The sequence below is a fragment of the Gilliamella sp. App6-5 genome (genome assembly GCF_001690525.1).
GTDB classification, from domain to species: domain Bacteria; phylum Pseudomonadota; class Gammaproteobacteria; order Enterobacterales; family Orbaceae; genus Gilliamella; species Gilliamella apicola_H.
In genome coordinates, this window is sequence record NZ_LZGT01000033.1 from 1 (window position 1) to 22722 (window position 22722).

Here is a 22722-nt window from a genome sequence, read left to right on the forward strand (position 1 = left end):
TTACGCTGGGGCTTTCCCAAATGTTTTAATCGCATCAGAAAGCTCGGCTATAAATGGAATCATAAACGGGTGTATCGGGTGTATTGTGAATTAAAGCTTAATCTCAGGGTAAAGCGTAAACAGCGCATTCCTCCACGAAACCCAGAAAGGTTATTAGTCCCCAATAAACAAGGTGAATGTTGGTCAATGGATTTTATGAGTGACAGTAGTCGTAATCAGCGTCGCTTTAGGACGTTCAATGTCATCGATGACTTTAATCGTGAGGCGCTAGGCATTGATATTGCAGTAAGCTTACCGGCAGGGAGAATTACCCGTTACTTAGATAAACTGGCTGAATATCATGGCTATCCATTAAAAATACGGGTCGATAATGGGCCAGAATTTACAGGAAAAACCTTTATAAACTGGGCTAAATCCCATGATATAGCCATTGATTATATCCAGCCCGGTAGCCCTTATCAAAATGGCTATATTGAACGATTTAATCGTACCTATCGTACTGAAGTACTCGATTTATATCTTTTTAATAATCTAGAACAAGCAAGAAAGGTAACCGAAGAATGGCTAACAGTGTATAACACCGAAAGACCGCATGAGGCATTAAATAACATGACACCGATTGAGTATAAAACATTAAAACAGGCAGCTTAATTTTCTACGTAAGTTGTGTACTAAGTTTGGGGTATTTACATTCCAACGCTTCCGTAAAATACAATTCACTAATCGTTACAGGGTCTTTGTGCAGCTGCTCCATAACGATACCCGTTGCCTTGATGCCTCAAATAAACTCACCAATTTTTCTTTTCACAGATTTCACCCATGATCTTAGTTAGGATGTAAGTGGGGGCCAACAATACTTTGTGCTGAAGCAGCCATGCTGTGGCAAAATCAAACAGCAGACCACGACATTCATAACTGTGCTAGGTTCGGACATACTGTAACTATCCCATAAAAATAATACAGCAAAAAAGTAGAAAATTCTCTATGATAAAAGTAAAAGAGGATTTAATGATGAAAAAAATGGCTGAACATTAAATTGTAGCTATTTTAAAAGAAGCTGAAGCGGATATTCCCGTTAAAGAACTGTGCCGTAAATATGGCATGGGGAATTCAACTTTTTATAAATGGTGGGAAAATTACAACAAAATCATTCTGTGACGATCTTACCAGTAGGAGAGTTACCCGTTACTTAGATAAAATGGCCGAATATCATGGCTATCCGTTAAAAATACAGGTCGATAATGGCCAGAATTTACAGGAAAAACCTTTACCAACTGAGCTAAATTACATGGTATAACCATTGATTATACAGGGTCCGATAGCCCATATCAAAATGGCTATATTGAGCAATTTAATCGTACCTACCGCACTGAAGTGCTCGATTTATATCTTTTTGACAATTTAGAACAAACAAGAAAAACCACCGAGGAATGGCTGACTGTTTATAACACAGAAAGGTCTTATGAAGCATTAAATAACATGACACCAATTGAATACAAAACACTAAAACAGGCAGCTTAATTTTCTACGTGAGTTGTTGTACTAAGTTGGGGATATTTACATGATAGATATAGGGATTAACATAAATTATTTTTAATAACGAAACGGTATAGATTCCTCAAAGTTTTTTACAAAAATAACCTGATAAGCGAACAATTACGTCAAAATTTCACAATTGGCATAAAATTCACATATAACATTACGTGAGCTGTTTTATGTTCAATCGATTTTACACATTTCTTTGTGACATAACGGAGTTGCTGTTTGTGACTTATTGTTTTTTATTATTGCTGTTATTTATAAAAAAGCTTTAAGGATAGTCGGGAGGGGATTGGGTATAAAAACACACTTATCAGAAAATAAGTGTGTTTTTAGCAATAAACGCTTTATTTCACTGGACGCATCGTCGGGAATAAAATAACATCACGGATAGTATGGCTGTTAGTAAATAGCATCACCGTACGGTCGATACCAATACCAAGTCCTGCCGTTGGTGGCAAACCATGCTCAAGGGCAGTAATGTAATCTTCATCATAGAACATTGCCTCATCATCGCCAGCGTCTTTTTGGGATACTTGATCTGCAAAACGTTGTGCTTGATCTTCTGCATCATTGAGTTCTGAGAATCCATTGCCAATTTCACGGCCACCAATAAAAAATTCGAATCGATCAGTAACAAATGGGTTTTCATCATTACGACGAGCCAGAGGTGAAACTTCTGCTGGATACTCAGTAATAAAGGTTGGTTGAATTAAATTTGCTTCAGCCACTTCTTCAAAAATTTCAGTGACAACACGACCAAGTCCCCAACCTTTTTCAATTTTGACGCCAATAGATTGGGCAATGGCACAGGCTTTATCAAAATCATCTAAATCGGCATTATTGGTTTCAGGACGATAATGGCAAATCGCTTCACGCATGGTCATTTTAATAAATGGTTTACCAAAATCAAAAGTATGATCGCCATATTGCACAACAGCATCGCCAGTTACAGCAATAGCTAAACGACGGAATAATGCTTCTGTTAATACAATCAGATCTTTGTAGTCAGCGTAAGCCATATACATTTCCATCATGGTGAATTCTGGATTGTGTCTTGGCGATACCCCTTCGTTACGGAAGTTACGGTTAATTTCAAAGACACGTTCAAAGCCACCCACCACTAAACGTTTTAAATAAAGCTCTGGTGCAATTCGTAAGTACATATCTAAATCAAGCGCATTATGATGCGTAATAAATGGTTTAGCTGATGCGCCACCAGGGATCACTTGCATCATTGGGGTTTCAACTTCCATAAAGTGATTTTCAAGCATAAAGTTACGGATTTCGCTAACCACTTTTGAACGCGCTTTAAACGTCTCTCTTGATTCTTGATTGGTGATAAGATCCAAGTAACGTTGACGATAGCGCATTTCTTGATCGGCAAGTCCATGAAACTTATCAGGTAATGGTCGTAGCGCTTTGGTTAGTAAACGAATTTCTTCACAGTGAATAGAAAGCTCGCCTGTTTTCGTTTTAAATAGGTAACCTTTCGCACCGACAATATCACCTAAATCCCATTTTTTAAATTGCTCGTTATAAAAGCCGTCAGGGAGATCATCACGGGTAACATAAAGTTGGATCTGCCCAGCAACATCTTGCAAAGAAACAAACGACGCTTTCCCCATAATACGGCGCATCATCATACGTCCTGCCACCGTTACGGTAATTTTGTTTTCAATGAGTTCTTCGTTAGTTTTATCGCCATATTGTTTGTGGAGATCGTTTGAAATCGCATCACGGCGAAAATCATTAGGAAACGCAACACCTTGTTCGCGAAGATGAGCGAGCTTTTCGCGACGTACTTTTAGTTCGTTATTTAACTCTTCAATTTGATTTTGTTGATCTTGCTGCTCTGTTGACATAGTTTTACCTTTTATTTATAGCCAAGCGGTTTATAAGCCTGCTTTTAAGCTTTCTTCAATAAATTGATCTAAATCGCCATCTAATACGGCCTGCGTATTACGCGTTTCAACGCCAGTGCGTAAATCTTTAATACGTGAATCATCAAGCACGTAAGAGCGAATTTGACTGCCCCAGCCAATGTCAGATTTGTTTTCTTCCATCTGTTGTTTTTCAGCATTTTTTTTCTGCATCTCAAGCTCATACAGTTTTGCTTTTAACTGCTTCATAGCTTGATCTTTATTGCTATGTTGTGAACGGTTATTTTGACACTGCGTCACAATACCAGTTGGAATATGGGTAATACGTACGGCAGACTCGGTTTTATTCACATGCTGCCCACCGGCACCCGATGCACGGTACACATCAATACGAAGATCAGCTGGGTTAATGTCGATATCAATATCATCATCAATTTCAGGATAAACAAATACTGACGAAAACGAGGTGTGGCGTCGATTGCCTGAGTCAAATGGGCTTTTACGGACAAGGCGATGCACCCCAGTTTCCGTACGTAACCAACCGTAAGCATAATCACCCGATACTTTAATCGTTGCTGATTTAATACCGGCAACATCGCCATCAGAGACTTCCATCACGTCGGTTGCAAAGCCTTTTGATTCAGCCCAACGCAAATACATCCTAAGTAACATTTCAGCCCAATCTTGTGCTTCAGTGCCTCCTGAGCCTGATTGGATATCCAAATAACAATCTGCGCTATCGTAATTGCCTGAAAACATACGCCGAAATTCAAGGCCGGCCAGTTTTTTTTCTAGTTGATCAAGTTCGCTGTTTACTTCATCGAAAGTCTCTTGATCTTCTGCTTCAATAGCCAGTTCAAGTAAGCCTTCAACATCGTCAAGACCTTGCGTTAATGAATTGATAGTATTGATAATTTCATCTAGTGCAACGCGCTCTTTACCTAACGCTTGCGCTTTTTCGGGATCGGCCCAAACTTCGGATTGCTCTAATTCAGCATTGACTTCTTCAAGCCGTTCTTTTTTTACATCATAGTCAAAGATACCCCCGAATCACAGCCGTGCGTTCGGAAAGTTCTGCTATCTTTGATTTAACAGGATTAATTTCAAACATGATTTAAATTGATTTGCTCAGTTTTATGATTTTTTACAAGCGTTCATTGTAGCGGATTTGGGCATAATTTAGCAATTGCCAATTACCGTTTTGACTTGAACTTGATGAATAAAGTGCTCAGCGAAAAGCAAAGATAGCGCATAAAGCGCCATCTTTTTAGTTGAAGATATTTAGTGCAAGCTAGGTTATTTTTTTGCTTCAGCGTATAGCTCAGCAACTTTATCCCAGTTAACCACATTCCAAAATGCACCGATGTAATCAACACGACGATTTTGGTATTTCAAATAATAAGCATGTTCCCAAACATCAAGCGTTAGGATAGGTGTACCAGAAACGCCAGCAAATTTTTCGCCCATCAATGGTGAATCTTGGTTAGCTGTTGAAACCACTTCAAGTTTACCATTTTGTAATACTAACCAAGCCCAACCAGATCCAAAGCGAGTGGCTGCCGCTGCTGCAAATTTTTCTTTAAATGCATCAACTGAACCAAAATCTTTTTCGATGGCAGCTTTAAGTTCACCTTTTAGTTCGGTACCGACTTTTAATAATTCCCAGAAAAGCGTGTGATTAACATGACCACCTACATTATTTTTAATGCCAGTAAGTTTATCAGCCGGCACTTTATCTAAATTTTTTAATAAATCGCTTGGGCTAAATTCTTTAATTTCAGCAGGTAAAGTTTCAACGATAGCATTGGCATTGTTGACATAGGTTTGATGATGTTTATCGTGATGAAGATGCATTGTTTCAGAATCGATATAAGGTTCTAATGCATCATAAGCATAAGGTAAAGGGGGTAAAGTATAAGCCATGAAATTTGCTCCTTTCATATATTAGGTATTATCAACTACTTTATCTTATGAGTATACGGGCTATTAGAATAGCCCTCAAACTATCACTTAGATAGTTAGTGGCTATCTGTGATTAGGCTGATGATTATTTTTCTAATTAGCTTTCATTACTTGCTATAAATGGAGTATACATCATAATTGCATGGTTTTCGCTGATGAGCTTTTCTTCGACATGGTTATCAATTAAATGTGTTTTGCGTTGCCATATTTTATTATGTCTGGTGTAGCCTCCCCACCACTGTTGTTCAATGCGATGATCGGTTTCTAGGATTTGATAATGATGAGTTAAGGGGATATTAGCAAGTAATTCACCATGTAAATATTGATCATCAAGCCAAAGATTAAGCCGGTAAGTGGTATTAGTTTTATTGAGTAATTGTAAATCTACATAGTTATAAGACAAGGTCGCGCCACAAGCAAAAGGAATTGTACGATTGATATCGGGGAAAACATCAAAACTATGCCGCCAACGCTCCATAATGGTGAGATCAGAATGTAACACAATCCAATAAATCAAATTACCTAATTGGCATAATCCACCACCAATATCTTTGCCTATCTGTCCATTATGTAATGATAGCCCTTCTAAAAATCCTCGTTTTTTGGATGGACGCCCTACTTTTTGCCAGATCGAAAAACGTTGATTGGGCTTAATGATTGAACCATTAAGTTTTTCAATGGCTAATCTAAGATTCGTGATCTTGTTATATTGTAAATACATATCAACATCTTTTAGTGGTCTTAATAAAACAGACTGATGTTTTTTGTGTGAATAACAACAGGTATTATTATTTATGTCGACAGTACTATAAATGTTACGATGTCGCCACCAATCTAATTTTCGTTTTAAGATAAAATACTCTTTGCCTAATTTCAGCCTTAATTTACTGCGTTTTATCGGTTTATCGACAATGATATCCTTCATATTTTTCATTCCCTTATCTACAATATATAATCAGTTATTTTTCTAAAGATGATTGATAGTGCTGGCTCAACTTGTCGAGAAAAGCGAAAAGTTTTTGATTCATTGCCGTGTAATCATGCGAGCGAAGCGTTTCAGGCGTATCAACAAAGCGGTAATTGGCAGCTTGATTAAGCTCTTTTTGCGAATGGGCAATCAGCAATTCAACAACTTCAGGCGTGAACTCCATATGGCATTGAAACCCATAAACGAATTTATTATAAGCAATGATTTGCCGAGGGCAGCCTTCACTATAAGCAATAATTTGGGCATCTTTGGTTAAACCTGGCATATCATTGTGCCAATGGCTAACATCTAATGCACTTCCAAAATCAGCAAATAAAGGATTTGCTTTACCGATTTCAGTTAGTGTAATAGGAAACTTCCCAATCTCTTTTTCTGGGCTTTTGGCATAGTTTTCCCCTAGTGCTTCGCCAATTAATTGCGCACCTAGACACACACCAATGACCATTTTACCCGCTTTTATCGCAGATAAGATCACACCTTGTTCTGCTCTGGAATCAAAATGGGCACACTCTTGTTTGGTTGTTGACGGCGATTGTGGCCCCCCCATAACAATAAGAAAGTCGATATCATCAATGCAATTAGGAAGCGGTTCATTAAGATAAATGCGAGAATAAGTTATAGTGTGATGATTATTTATCGCCCATTGTTCATAAGCTCCAGGCGCTTCAAAAGCTTCATGAATAATAAAATGTATATGCATTAATAACGGTTCCTTTAATTTTTACAATACAGATTTTTTACTTTTGGGGTTGTACTATTTTCGTGGAGATAATTATATTCATTAAAATTATAGGTGGTTAGCACGTATTTAAGCACAGCTTAAAACAATACGACTAAACGCCTATAAAATGTTTTTTATATATTTGGGAGTCTTAATTCTTATTATTTTCTGATTGTACCACCATTTTTGTTGCTGCAATTTTTTGATTAGCATATAAAACAACATCTTTAATTACTAATTTTTGAATAGCAGAGATAAATGTTTCCATTGCTTGATAGTTGGGGATATTGGATTGTATCGGTAAAAGTATTTTAAAATTTAAGCTTCGAGAGCTTCTTAATTTTTTACCATAAGAAAATTTACCAACCAATGATTTACGTATTGATGCAGTAAGATATAACATTATCTTTTTCGAATAATTAACGTTATCATTCCAATATACACCCGTATCATCACCAGCACCAAAAGTATAATTTCGATAAAATGTATTACCAAATATATCAATTGTGATTGAATTTCTAGGAAAAATTGCTACAGGATTTGAAATATAATTTATAACACCAGTGTTAGTTATACCAGCCATAACAAAAGGAATTTTCCCTGGGATTTGATCATCCTTTTTAAGTCTTCTCCCTTGAATAATCTTATTAAAGATAGTTGAATATGCGTATTTCCCAAATTTTATTTGATCACTTTCAAAATAATCTAAAGCTTGTTGCTCTTCTTTTGTTAAAGTATAATCTTTTAAGCCTGTAACAGATAAATAGGCTTCCAGCTCCGCTATACGCTCTGCTTCCAGCTCCGCTATACGCTCTGCTTCTAGCTCCGCTATAAAATTTTCCATAAAATCAAAATCTATCTGACCATCTTTTAAAATAGGTAATTGAACTATTGTATTTAAGAAAGTTTTATCGACATCTCTAACAAGCACAGACAATAAATTTTGTTTTTGTTTATTCAAAAGTGCTGTGAAATATAATACAGAATTTTTCTTAAGTTGAATTTTAGGCACAATTTTTCTTACAAATTGACCCGCATACCATGGCTTTTGACGATAGAAAAAATCCATCTGTAAAAGCCCTAAGCTCCAATTTCCTGATGAATTCAGATTTTCTTTATTTATATATCCTGTTTCTATCAAGATTCCCTGATTTTGGGATGTTCTAGTAACATAATCATATTGATTACCAACTGTAAGTTTTTCTTTGTTAAAACTTAACGTGTTCTTTATATCAAACAAATCTCCTAATTTAAATTCACCCCACTTAGCTTCTTGCAGCTTTTTGCTAAGTGAGGCATCTACTTTCCCAGCCTTTCCCCTTCTTTGTTTTGTTGCTTTAGTAAATTGGAGACTTCCCAAGCCAAGTAGTCGCTGACTGTTTTCTTAAAGTCTTGTAATGTCGGTTTGGTATCAATTGGTGCGCTTTGGTTCCAATCAGTGCCATTTTCAGGGTCTATGGTATTTTCGTAATACTCTTTATCGGTAAAAATATTAAGTTTACTCCGTCCAAAACGTACCAAGTTAACTAATTCTTGATATCGTTCTATTGCTCTGTCTGTATCTTTTAAATTGTTACTTGCTTTTTTGCGGTTAGTTCGTGTGTATCCGTCGTTTGAGAAGTCAATAAACTTCACCATTTCATCTTTTTCATGCTTTTCATTTATTTTAAACACATAGATATTTGTTTGTACGCTTGATTTGCCGATAAATAAATCAATAGGCATTTTTATACTGGCTAGAAGGGTATGTTTTTTTAAAATTCTTTGATTGTATTCTTTTGCTTTACCAGAACCGGCGGAATTTTGTATAATGATGGCTGCATACCCTTTATTCATCATACTAAGCGCTTTTTCTACAAAAATCATACCATTACCTTTTGCAGAATAAGGCGGGTTGAGTATAAAAGCATCTGCTGGGAATTTTTCGTTCGGTTTTCCAAAACCGTAATTACCATCAAAGTCGGTTAAGGAATTTTTATTTAAAATATTTGAGCTTCCGTCCCCCATTAAGATCATATTTAAAATTGCTAACATATATACACTGGAAAGGACTTCTAAACCCAGCAATTGTTCCGCTTTTATTTGAATCTCTTTTTGCTTGAGTTCATCCGGCGATGTAATGCTGTTTTTAGCATCATTCAACATTTCGTTCATTGCGGCAACAAGTAAGCCGGCAGATCCTGTTGCAAAATCCCAAACGTAGGAGTCTTTATTTATTCGTGCCAATTTTACTAAAAGGGTAGCAACATACGAAGGTGTGAGTACTACGTCGTTAAGTTTATCTTGAGTAAAACCTAACCAAGAATACATTTCATTAAAGAGTTTTCCCGTAAAATCAGTCGTTAATCCGATTTTGTAATAGATACCTAAATCATCAATAATTTTAGTAAACACTCTTTTTAACTGAGATTCCCCATTATTGACTTTATTGATGTTTTCGGTGGTAAGAGTATTTTGCAAAGTTCTTAGAATAAGGTCTTTTTTCTCATTAGGTAATTTCTTTTCCTCTAAAAATGCTTTGATTTTTCGAACAATTATATCTCCATCTGTATTGCCTTTTTCGATAGACGATTTTAAATCTTCTTTTTCAAGAGGCGCTACTTTACCGGGTATCCCCAATGTTGCAATAATGGAGGCAGCAACCAGATAGACTCGATCGTTTTCTCCTAATCCTTTTTCATTTTGGTATATATCATTATTAAGCTTTATCAGACTCGCATTAATTTCTCTTTCACGTTGTTCTTTGAGTTTCTCAATCTCTTCTTGTGTTAGGCTTAATGATTTTACTTGCTTGATAAAAGCACAAAAGTTTTCTCTTTTTAAAAAAGATAAATCTGAAAATTCGCCAACTTTTTGGCCTATCCCAAAATTACTTTTTGAAACATAATAAACACCTATTTGATATTGTATTTTTTCGTTTTCGTCTTTATAACCGGTCATTCCGATAGCGATAATATCGGTGTAACTAGTATGGTGCAGTATAGCATTAGCATAATGCACGGCTCCGTTTACTGCATATGAATTGATATTTTTAAAATGTGGTTCATTTTTTGCTGTTCTATTCTCAACTTGTCCTTGATTGTCCAGTTTTACAAGTTTATTTTTATATCCTTTATATTCAATAAGGACAGGGTAAAAATTCATATTTTCATGTTGTAACAACAACTTCACATCGGGGCGATTTGCACCACTTCCGCCGTTTTTAGTAAAGTAATCGGAAAGTGCTTTATCTATTTCAGTATTTAATGCTTCTTGTTCTAATTTATAGTCTAATTGATATGATTTAAGCCAACCGTTAGCTAAATCCGCAATATTGGGTTCGATTGATTGCACCATTATTCTTTATCTCTTTGTTCTTAAATTTTACAAATTCCAAAGTAAAATTTGGAAATGAAGATATATTGTAAATATAAACTTCTATAGAAGTTGGTTATCTTAACATTTTTGATAAGATATTATTTAATATAATATGCCGTTAAAAAAAATTGGGATTATTATTTTGAACGTAATAGATATATTATCTAGCTAATTATGAAATGAATAAGACTAGATGTGGGAATAACTCAAAGAAAGAAATTTAACTAATTTGTGCTGTTTATTGTTTTTTTTAAATTAGACTTTAGCAAATTCTTTGCCAATATTGTATAAATATTGGCTCCTCCAACAGGACTTGAACCTGTGACATACGGATTAACAGTCCGCCGTTCTACCGACTGAACTATGGAGGAACCGAAATGTAGCGCGCATATTATAGATTTAATGGCGCTATGTCAATAGTAAAATGATTTTTTGTGTTAATTACCTCCTTTTAGGATAATTCAAGTGTTAGGATTGTCTTGAATAAGTGTTTTTGTCTGAGTAATTGTTGTGGATGCGAACCGAGCTCTTGTTGTGGGATGCTCTGTTTTAGATCGCGATAATAATCAATCCAATAAGGCAAAATTTGATTTGTCGTTACATCCTTAAAATTCATTGAATATAATGCGAAATAATCACTACCTTGTTTAGTTTTAAAGGCATAAGTAATCAGTTCACTGCAATAAAAACCTTCCGCATTGGGATGAAAGCTATGATTGTAAGGTGAACCTAAGCAATGTTTAGCTCGCTTTAATGCATTTTGAATAATAGCTAAATCATGGATCCTACCAATGATATTACGTCTAGCCATACCAACAAAGTCAGGCAAAGATTGTTCAATTACGCCATATTTTTGTGTCGCTTCAATGACGCTATTATTGCCAATATATAAACCGACATGGTTGATATTTTTTGTTATCTCATCCATGTTAGCCACTGCGCCAGAACGGTTTATAGCGTCACTAAAATCATTATCGTCGTTAAGGCTTTGGAAAATGATATCGCCGCTTTGAATATTATTGATTTTTAGCACGATAACGCCATAGCGAAAACATTACACAAGTTGCAATAATAAATTTAAGCGCATCAATACCAACAAATGGAAAATAACCCACTTTTAACGCATCAATAAGCGTAATATGCAAATAACCCATTAAATAGACAACACCAAATACAAATAACAATTGATGTGCAAAGGCAAATGCAATTAAGCCTAAAATAAAGCGACGATCATACCCCTTTTCTGCTGCAAAACCAGCTAAATAGGCACTAAATACATAGCCATATAAGTAACCGGAAGAAGGTGATGCTAGCGCCATAATCCCACCACTGCCATTAGCAAATAGCGGTAATCCCATCGCACCTAAAAAAAGGTATTGGATTATTGCTAATGCGCCTAATTTACGACCTAGAAAAGCACCAATTAGCAATACTGCCAATGATTGTAATGTAAATGGAACAGGATAAGTCGGAATACTAATATTAGCGGCTAATCCTAAAAGTAATGCTGCGCTGGTGGTGGCCAATAATTTACGTTGCCAAGAAGATAAATTGACCAGTGTCGTGATAAATGTTGGATAATACGAAGTGAGTTGTTGTTTCATTATTTTCTACCTTTGATACATAAATAGTAGAACTATAATAGCGCAACGTATTTCAATGTAAACTATTTTTTATATAAAAAGTTTACACTAAGATTAAATTGTTGCTATCTCACTCTAAGATAAAGAGCGGGATAGCAAAAAACAAGGTTTTGCTTAAACTAAGTAAGGATTGCTGATTCGTTCATGACCAAAACTTGACATTGGGCCGTGTCCTGGCACAAAAATAAAGTCATCACCAAGAGGTAATAATTTGTTAGTGATTGATGCAATTAAATCGGTATGATTGCCTCGAGGAAAATCAGTTCGTCCGATACTGCCTTTAAATAATACATCGCCGACAAAAGCCAGTTTATCAAAATGATTAATAAAAACAATATGTCCTGGAGTATGGCCAGGGCAAAAAAGGACATCAAGGGTGATGTTACCTACTTGAATCTGGTCGCCTTCTTTTAGCCAACGATCAGGTAAAAAGCTATCCGTATAAGGAAAACCAAATTGTACGCATTGCTGTGGTAAATTTGTTAGCAAAAATTCATCTTCTTGGCTTGGTCCAATAATCTTTACATTATAATGTTGAGCTAATGTGGTTGCCGCACCAACATGATCCAAATGTCCATGGGTTAATAAAATCTGTTTAATATTTACGCCCAGTTTTTCAACGGCTTTTTTCAGTAGTTCTGGTTCACCGCCAGGATCAATCAATGCGCCTTCCATGGTTTGATCACACCAAATAATGCTACAGTTTTCTTGAAAAGCGGTAACTGGGATGATTTGATACTGAAACATATACTTATCTCCTTGTTTCTTGGTTATGGGTGATTAGATTTTGGCCATCTTCTTTTTTTAGTTGCGCAAAAATAATGCTTGATAGCACTGTAACCACACCGAGTATAACAAATGTTAATTGAAATGCGTGAATAGTACTAGCTGAGTTGCTAATTAATCGCAGTAAAACTGCACCAAATCCTGTACCAAAACTAATAGCAAGTTGTTGATTCACTGCCATTAAACTATTGCCACTACTTGTATTTTCGTTTTCTAAGTTCGCTAAGGTTATGCTATTCATCGCGGTATATTGCATAGAATTGATACCACCGATACAAAATAGCAATAAACTGATTAAGATAAGGGGTGTTGATAAATTTAGTAGAGACATTAAAATAATCATCACGCCCGCTAAAATGGTATTAGCAACGAGCACAAAACGATAGCCTAAACGAGCTAAAATACGAGGAATAACGATTCGAGTACAAATTGAAGCAATAGCCATTGGCATTAGCATCACACCGGCAAAAATAGCCGAGTAGCCAAAACCGACCTGTAATAACAAGGGAATTAGAAAAGGTACGCCAGATATACCTAATCGGCAAATTAAATTGCCAATAATGCCTATTTTGAACGTATGAATCTTAAAAAGTGATAGGGGAAATAATGGTGTTGGTTTCTTTTTGGCATACCCATAATAGATAAGTAAAAAAAAGAAGCTGATTGCGGCAAGTAGCAATGAAAAATAATATGTTTGATTTTGGTTTAAAACCTCTACACTTAAAGTGGCACTAATAAAGGCAATCACAATAAATATAAAGCCAAACAGATCAAAAGGCATGCGTTCACCCTTTAGATTCGGCATATATTTCCAACTAATTATCACGCCTAAAATACCAATGGGTAAATTAATAAAAAACACCCAATGCCAACTCACCATATCAACCAAATATCCCCCTAATACCGGTCCCAAAATAGGTCCAATTAAACCGGGAATGGTGGCAGTATTTAAGGCGGCTAAAAAATCACTACGCTTAAAAGATTTAATTAATACTAAACGTGATATCGGTACCATCATTGAGCCACCAATACCTTGAATAACACGCGAGATATCTAAAAAAATTAATGAATTGGATAAAGCACAAAGCAATGAGCCAAGTGTGAACAGTGAGACAGCCATCACAAAAATATTTCTAGTGCCAAATTTATCCGATAAAAAGCCACTGACTGGAATAAATAATGCTAGGGTTAAAGCATAACTTATCACTGCCGATTGCATATTTAAGGGTGATTCATTAAGATCTTTTGCCATCGTGGGAAGCGCAGTGTTTAATATCGAGGTATCAAGCGATTGCATAAAAAATGCAAATGCTGCAATCCATGGTAATATTCGATAAACAAAAGGCGGTAACTGTAATTCGCTATTCATTTTAATTTGGCCTGAAATTAATTTAAATGCTAGGTGAGCGGTTGAATATAAGCTCGGAAAATTAAGCTCTCTTACTACCTATTTTATGAAGAAAGAGAGCAGATGAATGCCATTTTACAATATTATTTATTAATTATTGGTTTTTTTCTTATTTTTAACAGGTCTATCTTGCCAATAGCCAGCTAGTAATCAACCTAAATTATTGTGCCAAACCGAAAATACTACAGCAGGCAGTGCTGATAAAAGAGGGGATATAGAGAAAACAAACAGCTGATTACATAGTCTGATCATATAAACCTGCGATGAGTTTAATAAAATCATTCTATAATAATAAAGTGATTTTAGTTGCTTTGTGTGATTTTTATTCTATTAATGCTACTAAATAGCGTTAAGGTATTTGTTAAAATCGTGTTCAGTATGTGATCTGCTGATTCATTGCGTAATTGGGTCAAAATTTTAAATACTTCAGCGATATATTCAGGGCGATTTATTTGTCCTTGGCGGCCACTTAATGGCATATCGGGGGCATCAGTTTCAAGCACAAGACTTTCTAACGGTAATTGAGCAATCGTATTGCGAGTTTTGTTCGCTCGTTCATAACTAATTACGCCACCTACACCAATATAATAACCCAGCTTAACAAATTGCATGGCTTGCTGATAGCTACCTGAAAATCCATGTATTACACCACGACAAGGTAAGTTGGCTCGGTGTAATTCGTGGTACATAATATCGTGCGCTTTGCGTGAATGAATCAAAACGGGTAAATCAAACTTTTTGGCAAGCGCTAATTGTGATCTAAAAAATAATAATTGCTGTTGCCAATCAATACGTAAATCATAGCGATCGAGTCCGATTTCACCAATGGCAATTAATTTTTTAGGTTTCGTTTTAACGATATCGGTTAACCGATCTAAATCAGCTATGGTATGTTGATAAATAGGATGCAATCCCAAAGCGGCATAGAGTTCATGGTAATTATTCGTTAGTTGTAAAACAGTATCAAAATAGTTAGCACTAACTGCAGGTATGATTAACCCAACAATATCCGCTTGGCGAATCTTATCTATTGAATCGGCAAGATAATCGGTAAAAGGTGGAAAATCAAAATGACAATGTGTATCAATAAACATAATACGCTCCCCTTATTTTACCGTTGTTTGATGTAATAAAATAGGCAATAAAAACCGCTGGCAAGCAAATATAATTTGTTCAATTAATGTATCCGTTAAGTCAGGATAAAGGCGAGTATAATAACTGTCGCACTCAGCAGATCGGTTAAATTCGCCTTGCCAAGTATTTAAAAGCTGATTGTTAGCTTTATCGCTCGCGACAATCTCACCGGTTTTTTTATTATAAGCAGCCATTAACCAACTCCATGCACTTTGCACTGGCAATAATAAAGGCTGATTAATACCGTGTAAATAACCCTCCACTAATGTGGTTAATATCGCAATTGCTTTATCATGGGGTAAGTGTAAAAAACGCCACTCAGTATCTTCCCGGCCATAGAGGCGGCTTTGATTTTCAACTTGATCTGGATTTAAGATACAATAAACCAAATGATCAATCCACAGTGAAATACCATCTCGAATCGACAGTTTTGCAGGACGCCATGCCAATATACCGTCTTCTTGCACATGGGTTAACCAACCTTGTAATTGGACATGTTGCCCATTGGTCAAAATAGTTAAATTGACCTCTTGCGTTGTCATAACCAATCGTTCTTGGTTAATTTTATTCGCTAATGGTTGCAATGATTCGACTTGTTTATCATAAATAATTTCACCAAAGGCACCATCTGGTAATTCACCCGTTAACGCTAAACGTTGAAAAAAATCATCGAATTGTTGCGGTTCATTGCTGATCAGCTGATTTAAAATCAGCAAGTTCAATTGATAACGTTTTAAACTATCAAGATTAAAATTTTCGGCATCGGGTAAGGTATCATCTAGATAATTGATATAAAAATTAAACCGTTTTTGTAAAAAAAACCGAATAGAGTGTTGGTAAAATCGTTTTAATTCATCGAGATTGATATTATCGACATCAATAACAGGTATTTCACTAATAAATAATTGGCTTTCACCTTGTTGTAATGCCGCAGGTAACCACTCATCGGCATAGCTTTTGGGTTCCTGTAAAAAATTTTGAGGATTAAAGGGTGTGCGTGTATGGTTTACACGTAAAAAATCCAAGCTGTTAGCAGAACTAACCGTGTTTATGGGTATATTATAATATTGGGCAATATAATCCCAAAGTTCATTAACTAGTATAGAGGGATAACGTTCACTGTTATCTTTCATCTCACGACCAATATAACTAATATACAGCTGTTTTTGTGCAGATAAAATTGCCTCTAAAAAAAGGTAACGATCATCGGTGCGACGACTGCGATCGCCTCGTCTTGGATGCTGTGCGATTAAATCAAAGTCAAGTGGAAGCGACGTTCTTGGATAATCTCCGTCATTCATTCCCAATAAACAAACAACTTTAAAGGGAATGGAGCGCATTGGCATCATGGTACAAAAGTTTATCTTACCGACTAAAAAACGATGTGCTAAATGATTTTGTTCTAAGCGTGATTGCATGGCATCATGCAAAATCGTGATAGAAATATTTTCCATATAATTGGCTGACAGACCACTATTAATCAACGCTTGCCACTCTTGTGCTATCATCAATAAAATGGATTCACGTTGTGAATTGCTGACAAAAAAATCATTAATTAATTCAAGACAACAAGGCTGCCAATCAATGAGCAGTTTTTCTTCGTTTAAGATAACAAACCACTTATTTACCACTTTAATAAATTCGGCTAATTGACCGATTAATTCGGCATCTAAACCGGTTGCACCATCATAAGGTAATATCTGTTGCCACCCCCCATGCTCACTACTCATCGTATAGCCAAGTAATAACCGTTCAAGCCCAAATAACCAACTATGTGCACTATCAAGCCCAAAACGAATGCCTGACTCAACAATCCAAGTCCTCAACAAGGTTAGCTGTGATTGATTAATTGCAAATTTTTCAGAAACAGCTGGGATCTCAAGCAAATTAAAGAGTTCTTCTGCTGTAAATCGACTATTTGGGAAATTTAAAATAGCAAAAAAACCTTGAACAATCGGATCAATATTTCGTGCTTTTTGATCTGAAATAGTAAAAGGTAAATAGCGCTTCTCATAAGCATTACCAAAAACAGCTCGAATATAAGGCACATACTTATCAATATCCGACACCATAACTATGCAATCGCGTAATTCTAGGGTGGGATCTGCGTCAAAAACTGATAGCAGATAATCATACAATACTTCAACTTCACGTTGCTCACTATGGCAAGCATGAAACGAAATTGACTTGTCTGTTACTGCAATATGCTCATTACCAAAATCGTTTTGATACAGATCTAAAATATCTTGCTGAATGGCATTTAATAAACAAGATCGCCCCTGATCGACAAAAGCTTCAATATCTTGTTTATTATTAAATTCCTGTAACAGGAACAGATTATCACGACCTAGTTTTCCCCACGAGGTTAAAAGCGGATTGGGTATTTTATCGGGGGTATTGAATATATCTGACAACTGCTTTTCAACAACATCTCCCCAATACCATTTACACGGATTGTTAAACATCAAATGGACATCAATATGTTGCCCAAGTGCTGATAGTAACGAAAGATAAATAGGAGGAAGAGAAGTAATACCAAAAATAAAAATACGATTAGGTAATGCATCTAAACGTGAACGATCAAAGTTATTATCTAACAAAATTTCAAGCATTTGTTGATAAATATTAGCACGATGATAAGGTTGACTGATGGATATTAGCTTTCGCCACAGTTCTGCTTGCCATCTTTCATCAGAATGATGATTTAATTCGCTAACAGTACGATTGGCTTCCCATTTTGCTAGCCAATCAGGGCGATAAACTAAGTATTGGTCAAATAATCGTGCAATACGCGTTGCAAGCTGATATCGTTTTTTATCTTGTTTATCAATATCCAGATAATGTTTAAGTGCGCTAAACTCAGGTTGTTCAATAACTTGGGGCAATAAATAATACAAACGCCAACTCATTGATTCAATACTATAACTATTTTCAATGGGGGCATCGGGCAATAATTTTTGATAAAGTTGCCAAATAAATTGAGTTGGAAAAAGAAAATCAACATTAGCTACAATACCCAGTTCATCCGCTAACGCAATTTGCAACCATTGTGCCATACCTTGGCTTTGCACCATCACTACATCAGGTGTAAATACATCCTCTAATGGTTGTCTGCGCATTAATTCACTCAATAGCGTCTTGAGTAAATCGACCTGATTTGAATGATAAATGGTAAACATAATAACACTAATTATTGATAAAAGAAGATTAAGATTATCGCTGATCGTTACTAATAAATCTAGTTGCTATTCTAGTGTCAACTTTATAAGTAAAATAGCTATTAACGAGTAATAATGACTATTTGCCTTAACAAATATTTACATGAAGTGAGAATGGCTAGATTTCTTTTATATAACAACATTTTTATATCTTTTTATTTAAAGATCAACAGCCTATAGTTACAGCCTAATTTTCACATGGTATACTTTGCGGCTTAATCTGCAAGAAATCAATTTAGGTAATAATATGAAAAAACTATCTATACTAATATTATTAATGTTGTGGCCATTAGTATCTTTAGCCAAAGGACCTAATTGTTATACTTGGCCTATGAACATGACCGAGGTTTGGATGAAAAATGAAAAGATAGTGGATATTCAAGACTTGGATGAATCGAAAACCAAAATAACACAATTGGCTTCAGAGGAAATAAAAAAAGGTTTATATAATCAAATTTATCACTTTGTTTTTTTATGATGATAATGGCAATAGCTATCAAGTAATAACTAAAGATGATGCTGTAGAAGTTAACGAAAATGATATTACTGAATTTTGTTCAGCAGGGGGGAGCGATGTTTATTTTGTATCGAAAGATAATTTAAAAGTAGATCGTAAATAGCTGGACTGACACAGGCTATGTTGATAGATGCAATTAAAGAACTCTATTAACTCAATTCCTTGGTCGCGTGGTGTTAACAACATGATAGATAATACAAAATTTTCTAGAGAATGGCTTCATTTAAAAGAATCCGAAACAAATCTATTTTCTTCTAAATATTATTTTAGAAAATCAAAATGTTTTTTTAAGCAATTACTATTAGCACTCAATACATTATCAGAACAAGGAACAGCATTAAGGTTTATAAGAGATGATGATTTTAATGACGAAGAATTAGAAATATTAATCCCCATAATTATAGATATATCAATAGATGGCAATATTGATAATATTCCTATGGCTAGAGATATATTGATCAAGCTTAAAGAGAATAAAATCGTAAAAAATAAATTATCTAGTCTGTTAGATAATGACCTTGATTCTTTTGATGACTTTATATTCCGAAGATTAGCTGAATTACTGCAATATTTAAATTTCTCAGACCTAAAAATCAAATTAATGGATAAATGCCAAAAGAGCGAAAATGATAATTTAATTGAAATATATCAAGATTTCATTGAAAAATGATATGTAGCCCCCCCGAGTTGTTTATACTTTATGATTATAGCGTTTCCTTTATTTTTCCAACTTATTTTTAAATTTCTTATATTTGATAACTAGTTATAAATAAAAGAGCTATCTTCTTTATTAAGAATTACTGAATTCTTGTAAAAAATATTCAGGATTCTATACCGTTTCAGCATAAAATCATTTTAAATTTAATTAGTTAAAAAATATAACTAATAAAGCATAACGTTGCTTAAATCGCTTATTCAACAAAGGCTTTAAGCCACTATCAGTTACTGGTTTAACTCACTGAAATTATTCATATTAAACAATATTTATTTAACCATTTTTTAAAAAAAGATTAAATTTCACACTAAAACAGTGTACAATTTTTAGCTCAGCTGTCTGTTATTTGAACTTAATGATGAAAATATCAGTGTTAAATAAAAAAATAACTAAAAATAACACCGATTAATTTTTATAAAATGGATATAAGGAGGAGGAAAACATGTCAAATGAACTTAATCGTCTTCTGAGCCAGCTCGGTGACGGGTTTAGTGATTTAATGGCGGGCTTAGGGGGCGTTAGCCATAATCGCTATACCTTAACGGTTGACGGGCTGGGCGCGGCGATTTCGGTTTTACATGTTGAGGGTGATGAGTCGTTAAACCAGCCTTGGCGTTATGTAATCTCCTTTACCAGTACTGACAAAACCTTATCGCCTGATTCCTTTCTTAATCAAAAATCGACCTTCTCCTTTAATCCCGTTATCAATAAACCATTAACTTCCGCTATCCGCTCATTAAGTGATTTGCCCACGTTGACGAATAAACGCACCTTGCATGGGGTGATTACTGAGTTTAGTCAGTTATCCGTCAATAAAGAGGAATCCCATTATCAAGTGGTGTTATCATCGTGCTTAGCACGGCTCGCAGTGGGGCAACATAATGCCATATTTCAACAGCAAAGTGTGGTGAGTGTGGTTGAAGAAGTGCTACGCAGTCATGGTTTGACGGGCATTGATTACCGTTTAGAGTTAAAAGACAGCTATCCTGAGCGGGAGTTTATCACGCAGTGGCAAGAAAGTGACCTTGAATTTATTCAACGCTTATTGGCCGATGTCGGTATCTGGTTTCGCTTTGAAACGCACGCCGAGCACCACTGTGATGTAATGGTGTTAAGTGATTATGAACAAGGTTATGCGCAGGTGGCTAATATTGACTATAAACCGCCCAGTGGCATGGCAGATACGGGCGTTGAAAGTGTGTGGGATATCAGCCTGCATAGCGAAGTAGTGGTCTCCTCAGTCAAGGTACAAGACGATAACTACCGTGATGCCTTGGCACATTTACAAGGGGAAGTTAACACCCAACCTAAAGACCTTACCACCTATGGCAGCGACTATCGCTATGCTGAGCACTATAAAGGCTTAGAGAGTAACGGACAAAAAAAACCGCAAGATAGTGGCGATAATAACGATAACGATGATAACCATGTTAATCGTGATAACGGCAATAATCCTAATGAGAATCACAGGCATGACGAGAATCAGATTGAAAGCGGTCAGTGGTATGCCCGTATTCGCCATGAACAAGCTATTAGCCAGCAAATTATTCTCAAAGGCAAGAGTAATCACTATAACCTTGCTCCCGGCCAATGGATTAACCTCAACGGCAGTCCGCTGGCGGATATCAATGACGGTGTGATTATTTTAAGTGTACAAGGGCAGGGTAACCGCACTGATGCTTATGAACTCACCTTTACCGCCATTCCCTATCAAGCCTTAAAACCCTATCGCCCTGCGCCTATACGCTGGCCACAAGTTAGTGGCACTTTACCTGCCCGTGTCACCAGTGCTAATCATGACACCTATGGCTATATTGACCCGCAAGGGCGCTATCGGGTTAAATTTAACTTTGATTTAAAAGAGTGGAAAAGTGGCACGGAAAGCTTATGGGTACGTTTAGCCAAACCGTATGCGGGCAACACCTATGGCTTTCACTTTCCGTTAATTGACGGCACTGAAGTCGCCATCGCCTTTATGAACGGCAATCCCGATAGGCCGTATATCGCCCATGCGATGCATGACAGTGCTCACCCCGACCTTGTCACCACCATTAACAAACACCGCAATGTGATTCGCACGCCGGCTAATAACAAACTGCGCATGGATGACAAACGTGGGCAAGAGCACATCAAACTGGCCACCGAATACGGCAAAACTCAACTTAATTTGGGGCATTTGGTCGATAATAAAAAAAGCCAACGTGGCGAAGGGTTTGAACTACGCACCGACGAATGGGGCGCGATTGCCGCCAATAGAGGCTTATACTTAACCACGCAAACCCAGCCGAAAGCGCAAGGTAAACAACTGGATATGCAAGCGGCAATAAGCCAACTTGAAAATGCCCTCTCTATTGCCAAAGCACTACAAAATGCCGCCACCCAGTCCGAAGCGCACAGCGCCGATACCGACAGCCAAGCGCAACTTAAAGCCAACTTAACTCAGCTAACCCAAAGTGGCCTACTGGCCTATGCGCAAGAAGGCATCGCCCTAACCAGCCCTGAAAATATTCAACTGACAACAGCGAGCAGCCTCACCTTAACCAGCGAAAATCAAACCGATATCAACGCTTTAAACAACGTCACTGTTTCATCGGGCGAAGCGATTGGTTTATTTGCGCAAAAAGCGGGCATGAAACTGTTTGCCAACCAAGGTGATATTGAGGTGCAAGCCCAAAATGCCAACCTCAATATGGCTGCCAAGCAAGATATCAAAGTGGATAGCGTGGATGGTAAAACGCAGATAACAGCAGCCAAAGAGATAACGCTCATCTGTGGTGGCTCTTATATCAAAATCAGCAGTGAAGGCATCGAACTGGGCACACAGGATAATATCTATCTTAAGTGTAATGTG

The 22722-nt window shown here is 36.3% G+C and carries 19 protein-coding genes, 1 tRNA gene and 1 pseudogene; 7 read left to right on the forward strand and 14 right to left on the reverse strand.

Translation table 11 applies throughout. From position 1 onward, the window contains the following. From A9G24_RS03930 to A9G24_RS13310, 4 genes and pseudogenes are all read left to right on the forward strand, one after another. A partial coding sequence (locus A9G24_RS03930; protein ID WP_065637866.1) for an IS3 family transposase occupies positions 1 to 651 on the forward strand: 651 nt, incomplete at its 5' end. A gap of 384 nt (positions 652 to 1035) precedes the next feature. After that, positions 1036 to 1128: pseudogene (locus tag A9G24_RS12660) on the forward strand (transposase); the annotation flags it as partial. Further along, positions 1097 to 1297, forward strand: coding sequence for a hypothetical protein (locus A9G24_RS13145; RefSeq protein WP_065637867.1), 201 nt, complete (start codon positions 1097 to 1099; stop codon positions 1295 to 1297). The pseudogene A9G24_RS12660 and the gene A9G24_RS13145, both read left to right, overlap by 32 nt. A gap of 44 nt (positions 1298 to 1341) precedes the next feature. Continuing rightward, positions 1342 to 1521, forward strand: coding sequence for an integrase core domain-containing protein (locus A9G24_RS13310; protein ID WP_442902751.1), 180 nt, complete (start codon positions 1342 to 1344; stop codon positions 1519 to 1521). A 365-nt stretch (positions 1522 to 1886) separates the two neighbouring features. On the opposite strand, the gene lysS is transcribed toward A9G24_RS13310, so the two are convergent. The 14 genes from lysS to recC all read right to left on the reverse strand — a co-directional run bounded on the left by lysS (position 1887) and on the right by recC (position 18600). After that, the gene (gene lysS / locus A9G24_RS03940; RefSeq protein ID WP_065637868.1) at positions 1887 to 3404 is read right to left on the reverse strand and encodes a lysine--tRNA ligase; all 1518 of its coding nucleotides are present in this window, start codon (positions 3402 to 3404) and stop codon (positions 1887 to 1889) included. Between the two features lie 30 nt (positions 3405 to 3434). Further along, positions 3435 to 4533, reverse strand: a protein-coding gene (gene prfB / locus A9G24_RS03945; protein ID WP_141673053.1) for a peptide chain release factor 2 whose coding sequence is annotated in 2 segments (ribosomal slippage) — positions 3435 to 4457 and positions 4459 to 4533 — 1098 coding nt in all. Because the reading frame shifts where the segments join, the coding sequence is not laid out codon by codon here. 185 nt (positions 4534 to 4718) lie between these two features. Beyond that, entirely contained in the window at positions 4719 to 5345 is a 627-nt protein-coding gene (locus A9G24_RS03950; protein ID WP_065637870.1) for a Fe-Mn family superoxide dismutase, read from the reverse strand. Positions 5346 to 5481: 136 nt separating this feature from the next. Next, on the reverse strand, positions 5482 to 6309 hold the full coding sequence (locus A9G24_RS03955) for a VanW family protein (protein ID WP_065637871.1): 828 nt from the start codon (positions 6307 to 6309) through the stop codon (positions 5482 to 5484). Positions 6310 to 6343: 34 nt separating this feature from the next. Further along, positions 6344 to 7072 carry a type 1 glutamine amidotransferase gene (locus tag A9G24_RS03960; protein WP_065637872.1) on the reverse strand — a complete coding sequence of 243 codons (729 nt, stop codon included), beginning with the start codon at positions 7070 to 7072 and terminating at the stop codon, positions 6344 to 6346. 172 nt (positions 7073 to 7244) lie between these two features. Continuing rightward, positions 7245 to 8453 (reverse strand): restriction endonuclease subunit S, encoded by a 1209-nt coding sequence (locus A9G24_RS03965; RefSeq protein ID WP_218056205.1) that lies wholly within the window; start codon positions 8451 to 8453, stop codon positions 7245 to 7247. Next, positions 8393 to 10429, reverse strand: a complete 2037-nt coding sequence (locus tag A9G24_RS03970) for an HsdM family class I SAM-dependent methyltransferase (RefSeq protein WP_065637873.1) — start codon at positions 10427 to 10429, stop codon at positions 8393 to 8395. Before A9G24_RS03970 ends, A9G24_RS03965 begins: the two co-directional genes overlap by 61 nt. A 316-nt stretch (positions 10430 to 10745) precedes the next feature. After that, positions 10746 to 10821, reverse strand: a tRNA-Asn gene (locus tag A9G24_RS03975). Between the two features lie 80 nt (positions 10822 to 10901). After that, positions 10902 to 11483, reverse strand: a complete 582-nt coding sequence (locus tag A9G24_RS13020; RefSeq protein ID WP_218056206.1) for a YiiX/YebB-like N1pC/P60 family cysteine hydrolase — start codon at positions 11481 to 11483, stop codon at positions 10902 to 10904. Beyond that, the gene (locus A9G24_RS03980) at positions 11467 to 12054 is read right to left on the reverse strand and encodes a biotin transporter BioY (protein ID WP_065637874.1); all 588 of its coding nucleotides are present in this window, start codon (positions 12052 to 12054) and stop codon (positions 11467 to 11469) included. Before A9G24_RS03980 ends, A9G24_RS13020 begins: the two co-directional genes overlap by 17 nt. A gap of 153 nt (positions 12055 to 12207) precedes the next feature. Then, the gene (locus tag A9G24_RS03985) at positions 12208 to 12840 is read right to left on the reverse strand and encodes an MBL fold metallo-hydrolase (protein WP_065637875.1); all 633 of its coding nucleotides are present in this window, start codon (positions 12838 to 12840) and stop codon (positions 12208 to 12210) included. Between the two features lie 4 nt (positions 12841 to 12844). After that, complete coding sequence (locus A9G24_RS03990; RefSeq protein ID WP_065637876.1) at positions 12845 to 14248, reverse strand: DHA2 family efflux MFS transporter permease subunit; 1404 nt, start codon at positions 14246 to 14248, stop codon at positions 12845 to 12847. 341 nt (positions 14249 to 14589) lie between these two features. Next, complete coding sequence (locus tag A9G24_RS03995; protein WP_065637877.1) at positions 14590 to 15381, reverse strand: TatD family hydrolase; 792 nt, start codon at positions 15379 to 15381, stop codon at positions 14590 to 14592. Positions 15382 to 15393: 12 nt separating this feature from the next. Next, positions 15394 to 18600: an exodeoxyribonuclease V subunit gamma gene (gene recC / locus A9G24_RS04000; protein ID WP_065637878.1), complete on the reverse strand. Its 3207-nt coding sequence runs from the start codon at positions 18598 to 18600 to the stop codon at positions 15394 to 15396. 286 nt (positions 18601 to 18886) lie between these two features. Here recC and A9G24_RS12460 point away from each other — a divergent pair, with 286 nt between their 5' ends. From A9G24_RS12460 to A9G24_RS04015, 3 genes are all read left to right on the forward strand, one after another. Then, a complete protein-coding gene (locus tag A9G24_RS12460) occupies positions 18887 to 19117 on the forward strand; it encodes a hypothetical protein (protein WP_065637879.1) in 231 nt (76 codons plus the stop codon). Between the two features lie 223 nt (positions 19118 to 19340). Next, the gene (locus A9G24_RS04010; RefSeq protein ID WP_065637880.1) at positions 19341 to 19826 is read left to right on the forward strand and encodes a hypothetical protein; all 486 of its coding nucleotides are present in this window, start codon (positions 19341 to 19343) and stop codon (positions 19824 to 19826) included. 487 nt (positions 19827 to 20313) lie between these two features. Next, positions 20314 to 22722: type VI secretion system Vgr family protein (locus A9G24_RS04015; protein ID WP_065637881.1), on the forward strand; the 2409-nt coding region annotated here is incomplete at its 3' end.

Excerpts from the sequence above, each read along its gene's own strand:
- A9G24_RS03980 (WP_065637874.1), bottom strand. The coding sequence starts at position 12,054 with ATGAAACAACAACTCACTTCGTATTATCCAACATTTATCACGACACTG.
- A9G24_RS03995 (WP_065637877.1), bottom strand. The coding sequence starts at position 15,381 with ATGTTTATTGATACACATTGTCATTTTGATTTTCCACCTTTTACCGAT.
- lysS (WP_065637868.1), bottom strand. The coding sequence starts at position 3,404 with ATGTCAACAGAGCAGCAAGATCAACAAAATCAAATTGAAGAGTTAAAT.
- A9G24_RS12460 (WP_065637879.1), top strand. The coding sequence starts at position 18,887 with ATGAAAAAACTATCTATACTAATATTATTAATGTTGTGGCCATTAGTA.
- A9G24_RS03955 (WP_065637871.1), bottom strand. The coding sequence starts at position 6,309 with ATGAAGGATATCATTGTCGATAAACCGATAAAACGCAGTAAATTAAGG.
- A9G24_RS03960 (WP_065637872.1), bottom strand. The coding sequence starts at position 7,072 with ATGCATATACATTTTATTATTCATGAAGCTTTTGAAGCGCCTGGAGCT.
- A9G24_RS03950 (WP_065637870.1), bottom strand. The coding sequence starts at position 5,345 with ATGGCTTATACTTTACCCCCTTTACCTTATGCTTATGATGCATTAGAA.
- A9G24_RS13145 (WP_065637867.1), top strand. The coding sequence starts at position 1,097 with ATGGCATGGGGAATTCAACTTTTTATAAATGGTGGGAAAATTACAACA.
- A9G24_RS03985 (WP_065637875.1), bottom strand. The coding sequence starts at position 12,840 with ATGTTTCAGTATCAAATCATCCCAGTTACCGCTTTTCAAGAAAACTGT.
- A9G24_RS03990 (WP_065637876.1), bottom strand. The coding sequence starts at position 14,248 with ATGAATAGCGAATTACAGTTACCGCCTTTTGTTTATCGAATATTACCA.
- A9G24_RS03970 (WP_065637873.1), bottom strand. The coding sequence starts at position 10,429 with ATGGTGCAATCAATCGAACCCAATATTGCGGATTTAGCTAACGGTTGG.
- recC (WP_065637878.1), bottom strand. The coding sequence starts at position 18,600 with ATGTTTACCATTTATCATTCAAATCAGGTCGATTTACTCAAGACGCTA.
- A9G24_RS04010 (WP_065637880.1), top strand. The coding sequence starts at position 19,341 with ATGATAGATAATACAAAATTTTCTAGAGAATGGCTTCATTTAAAAGAA.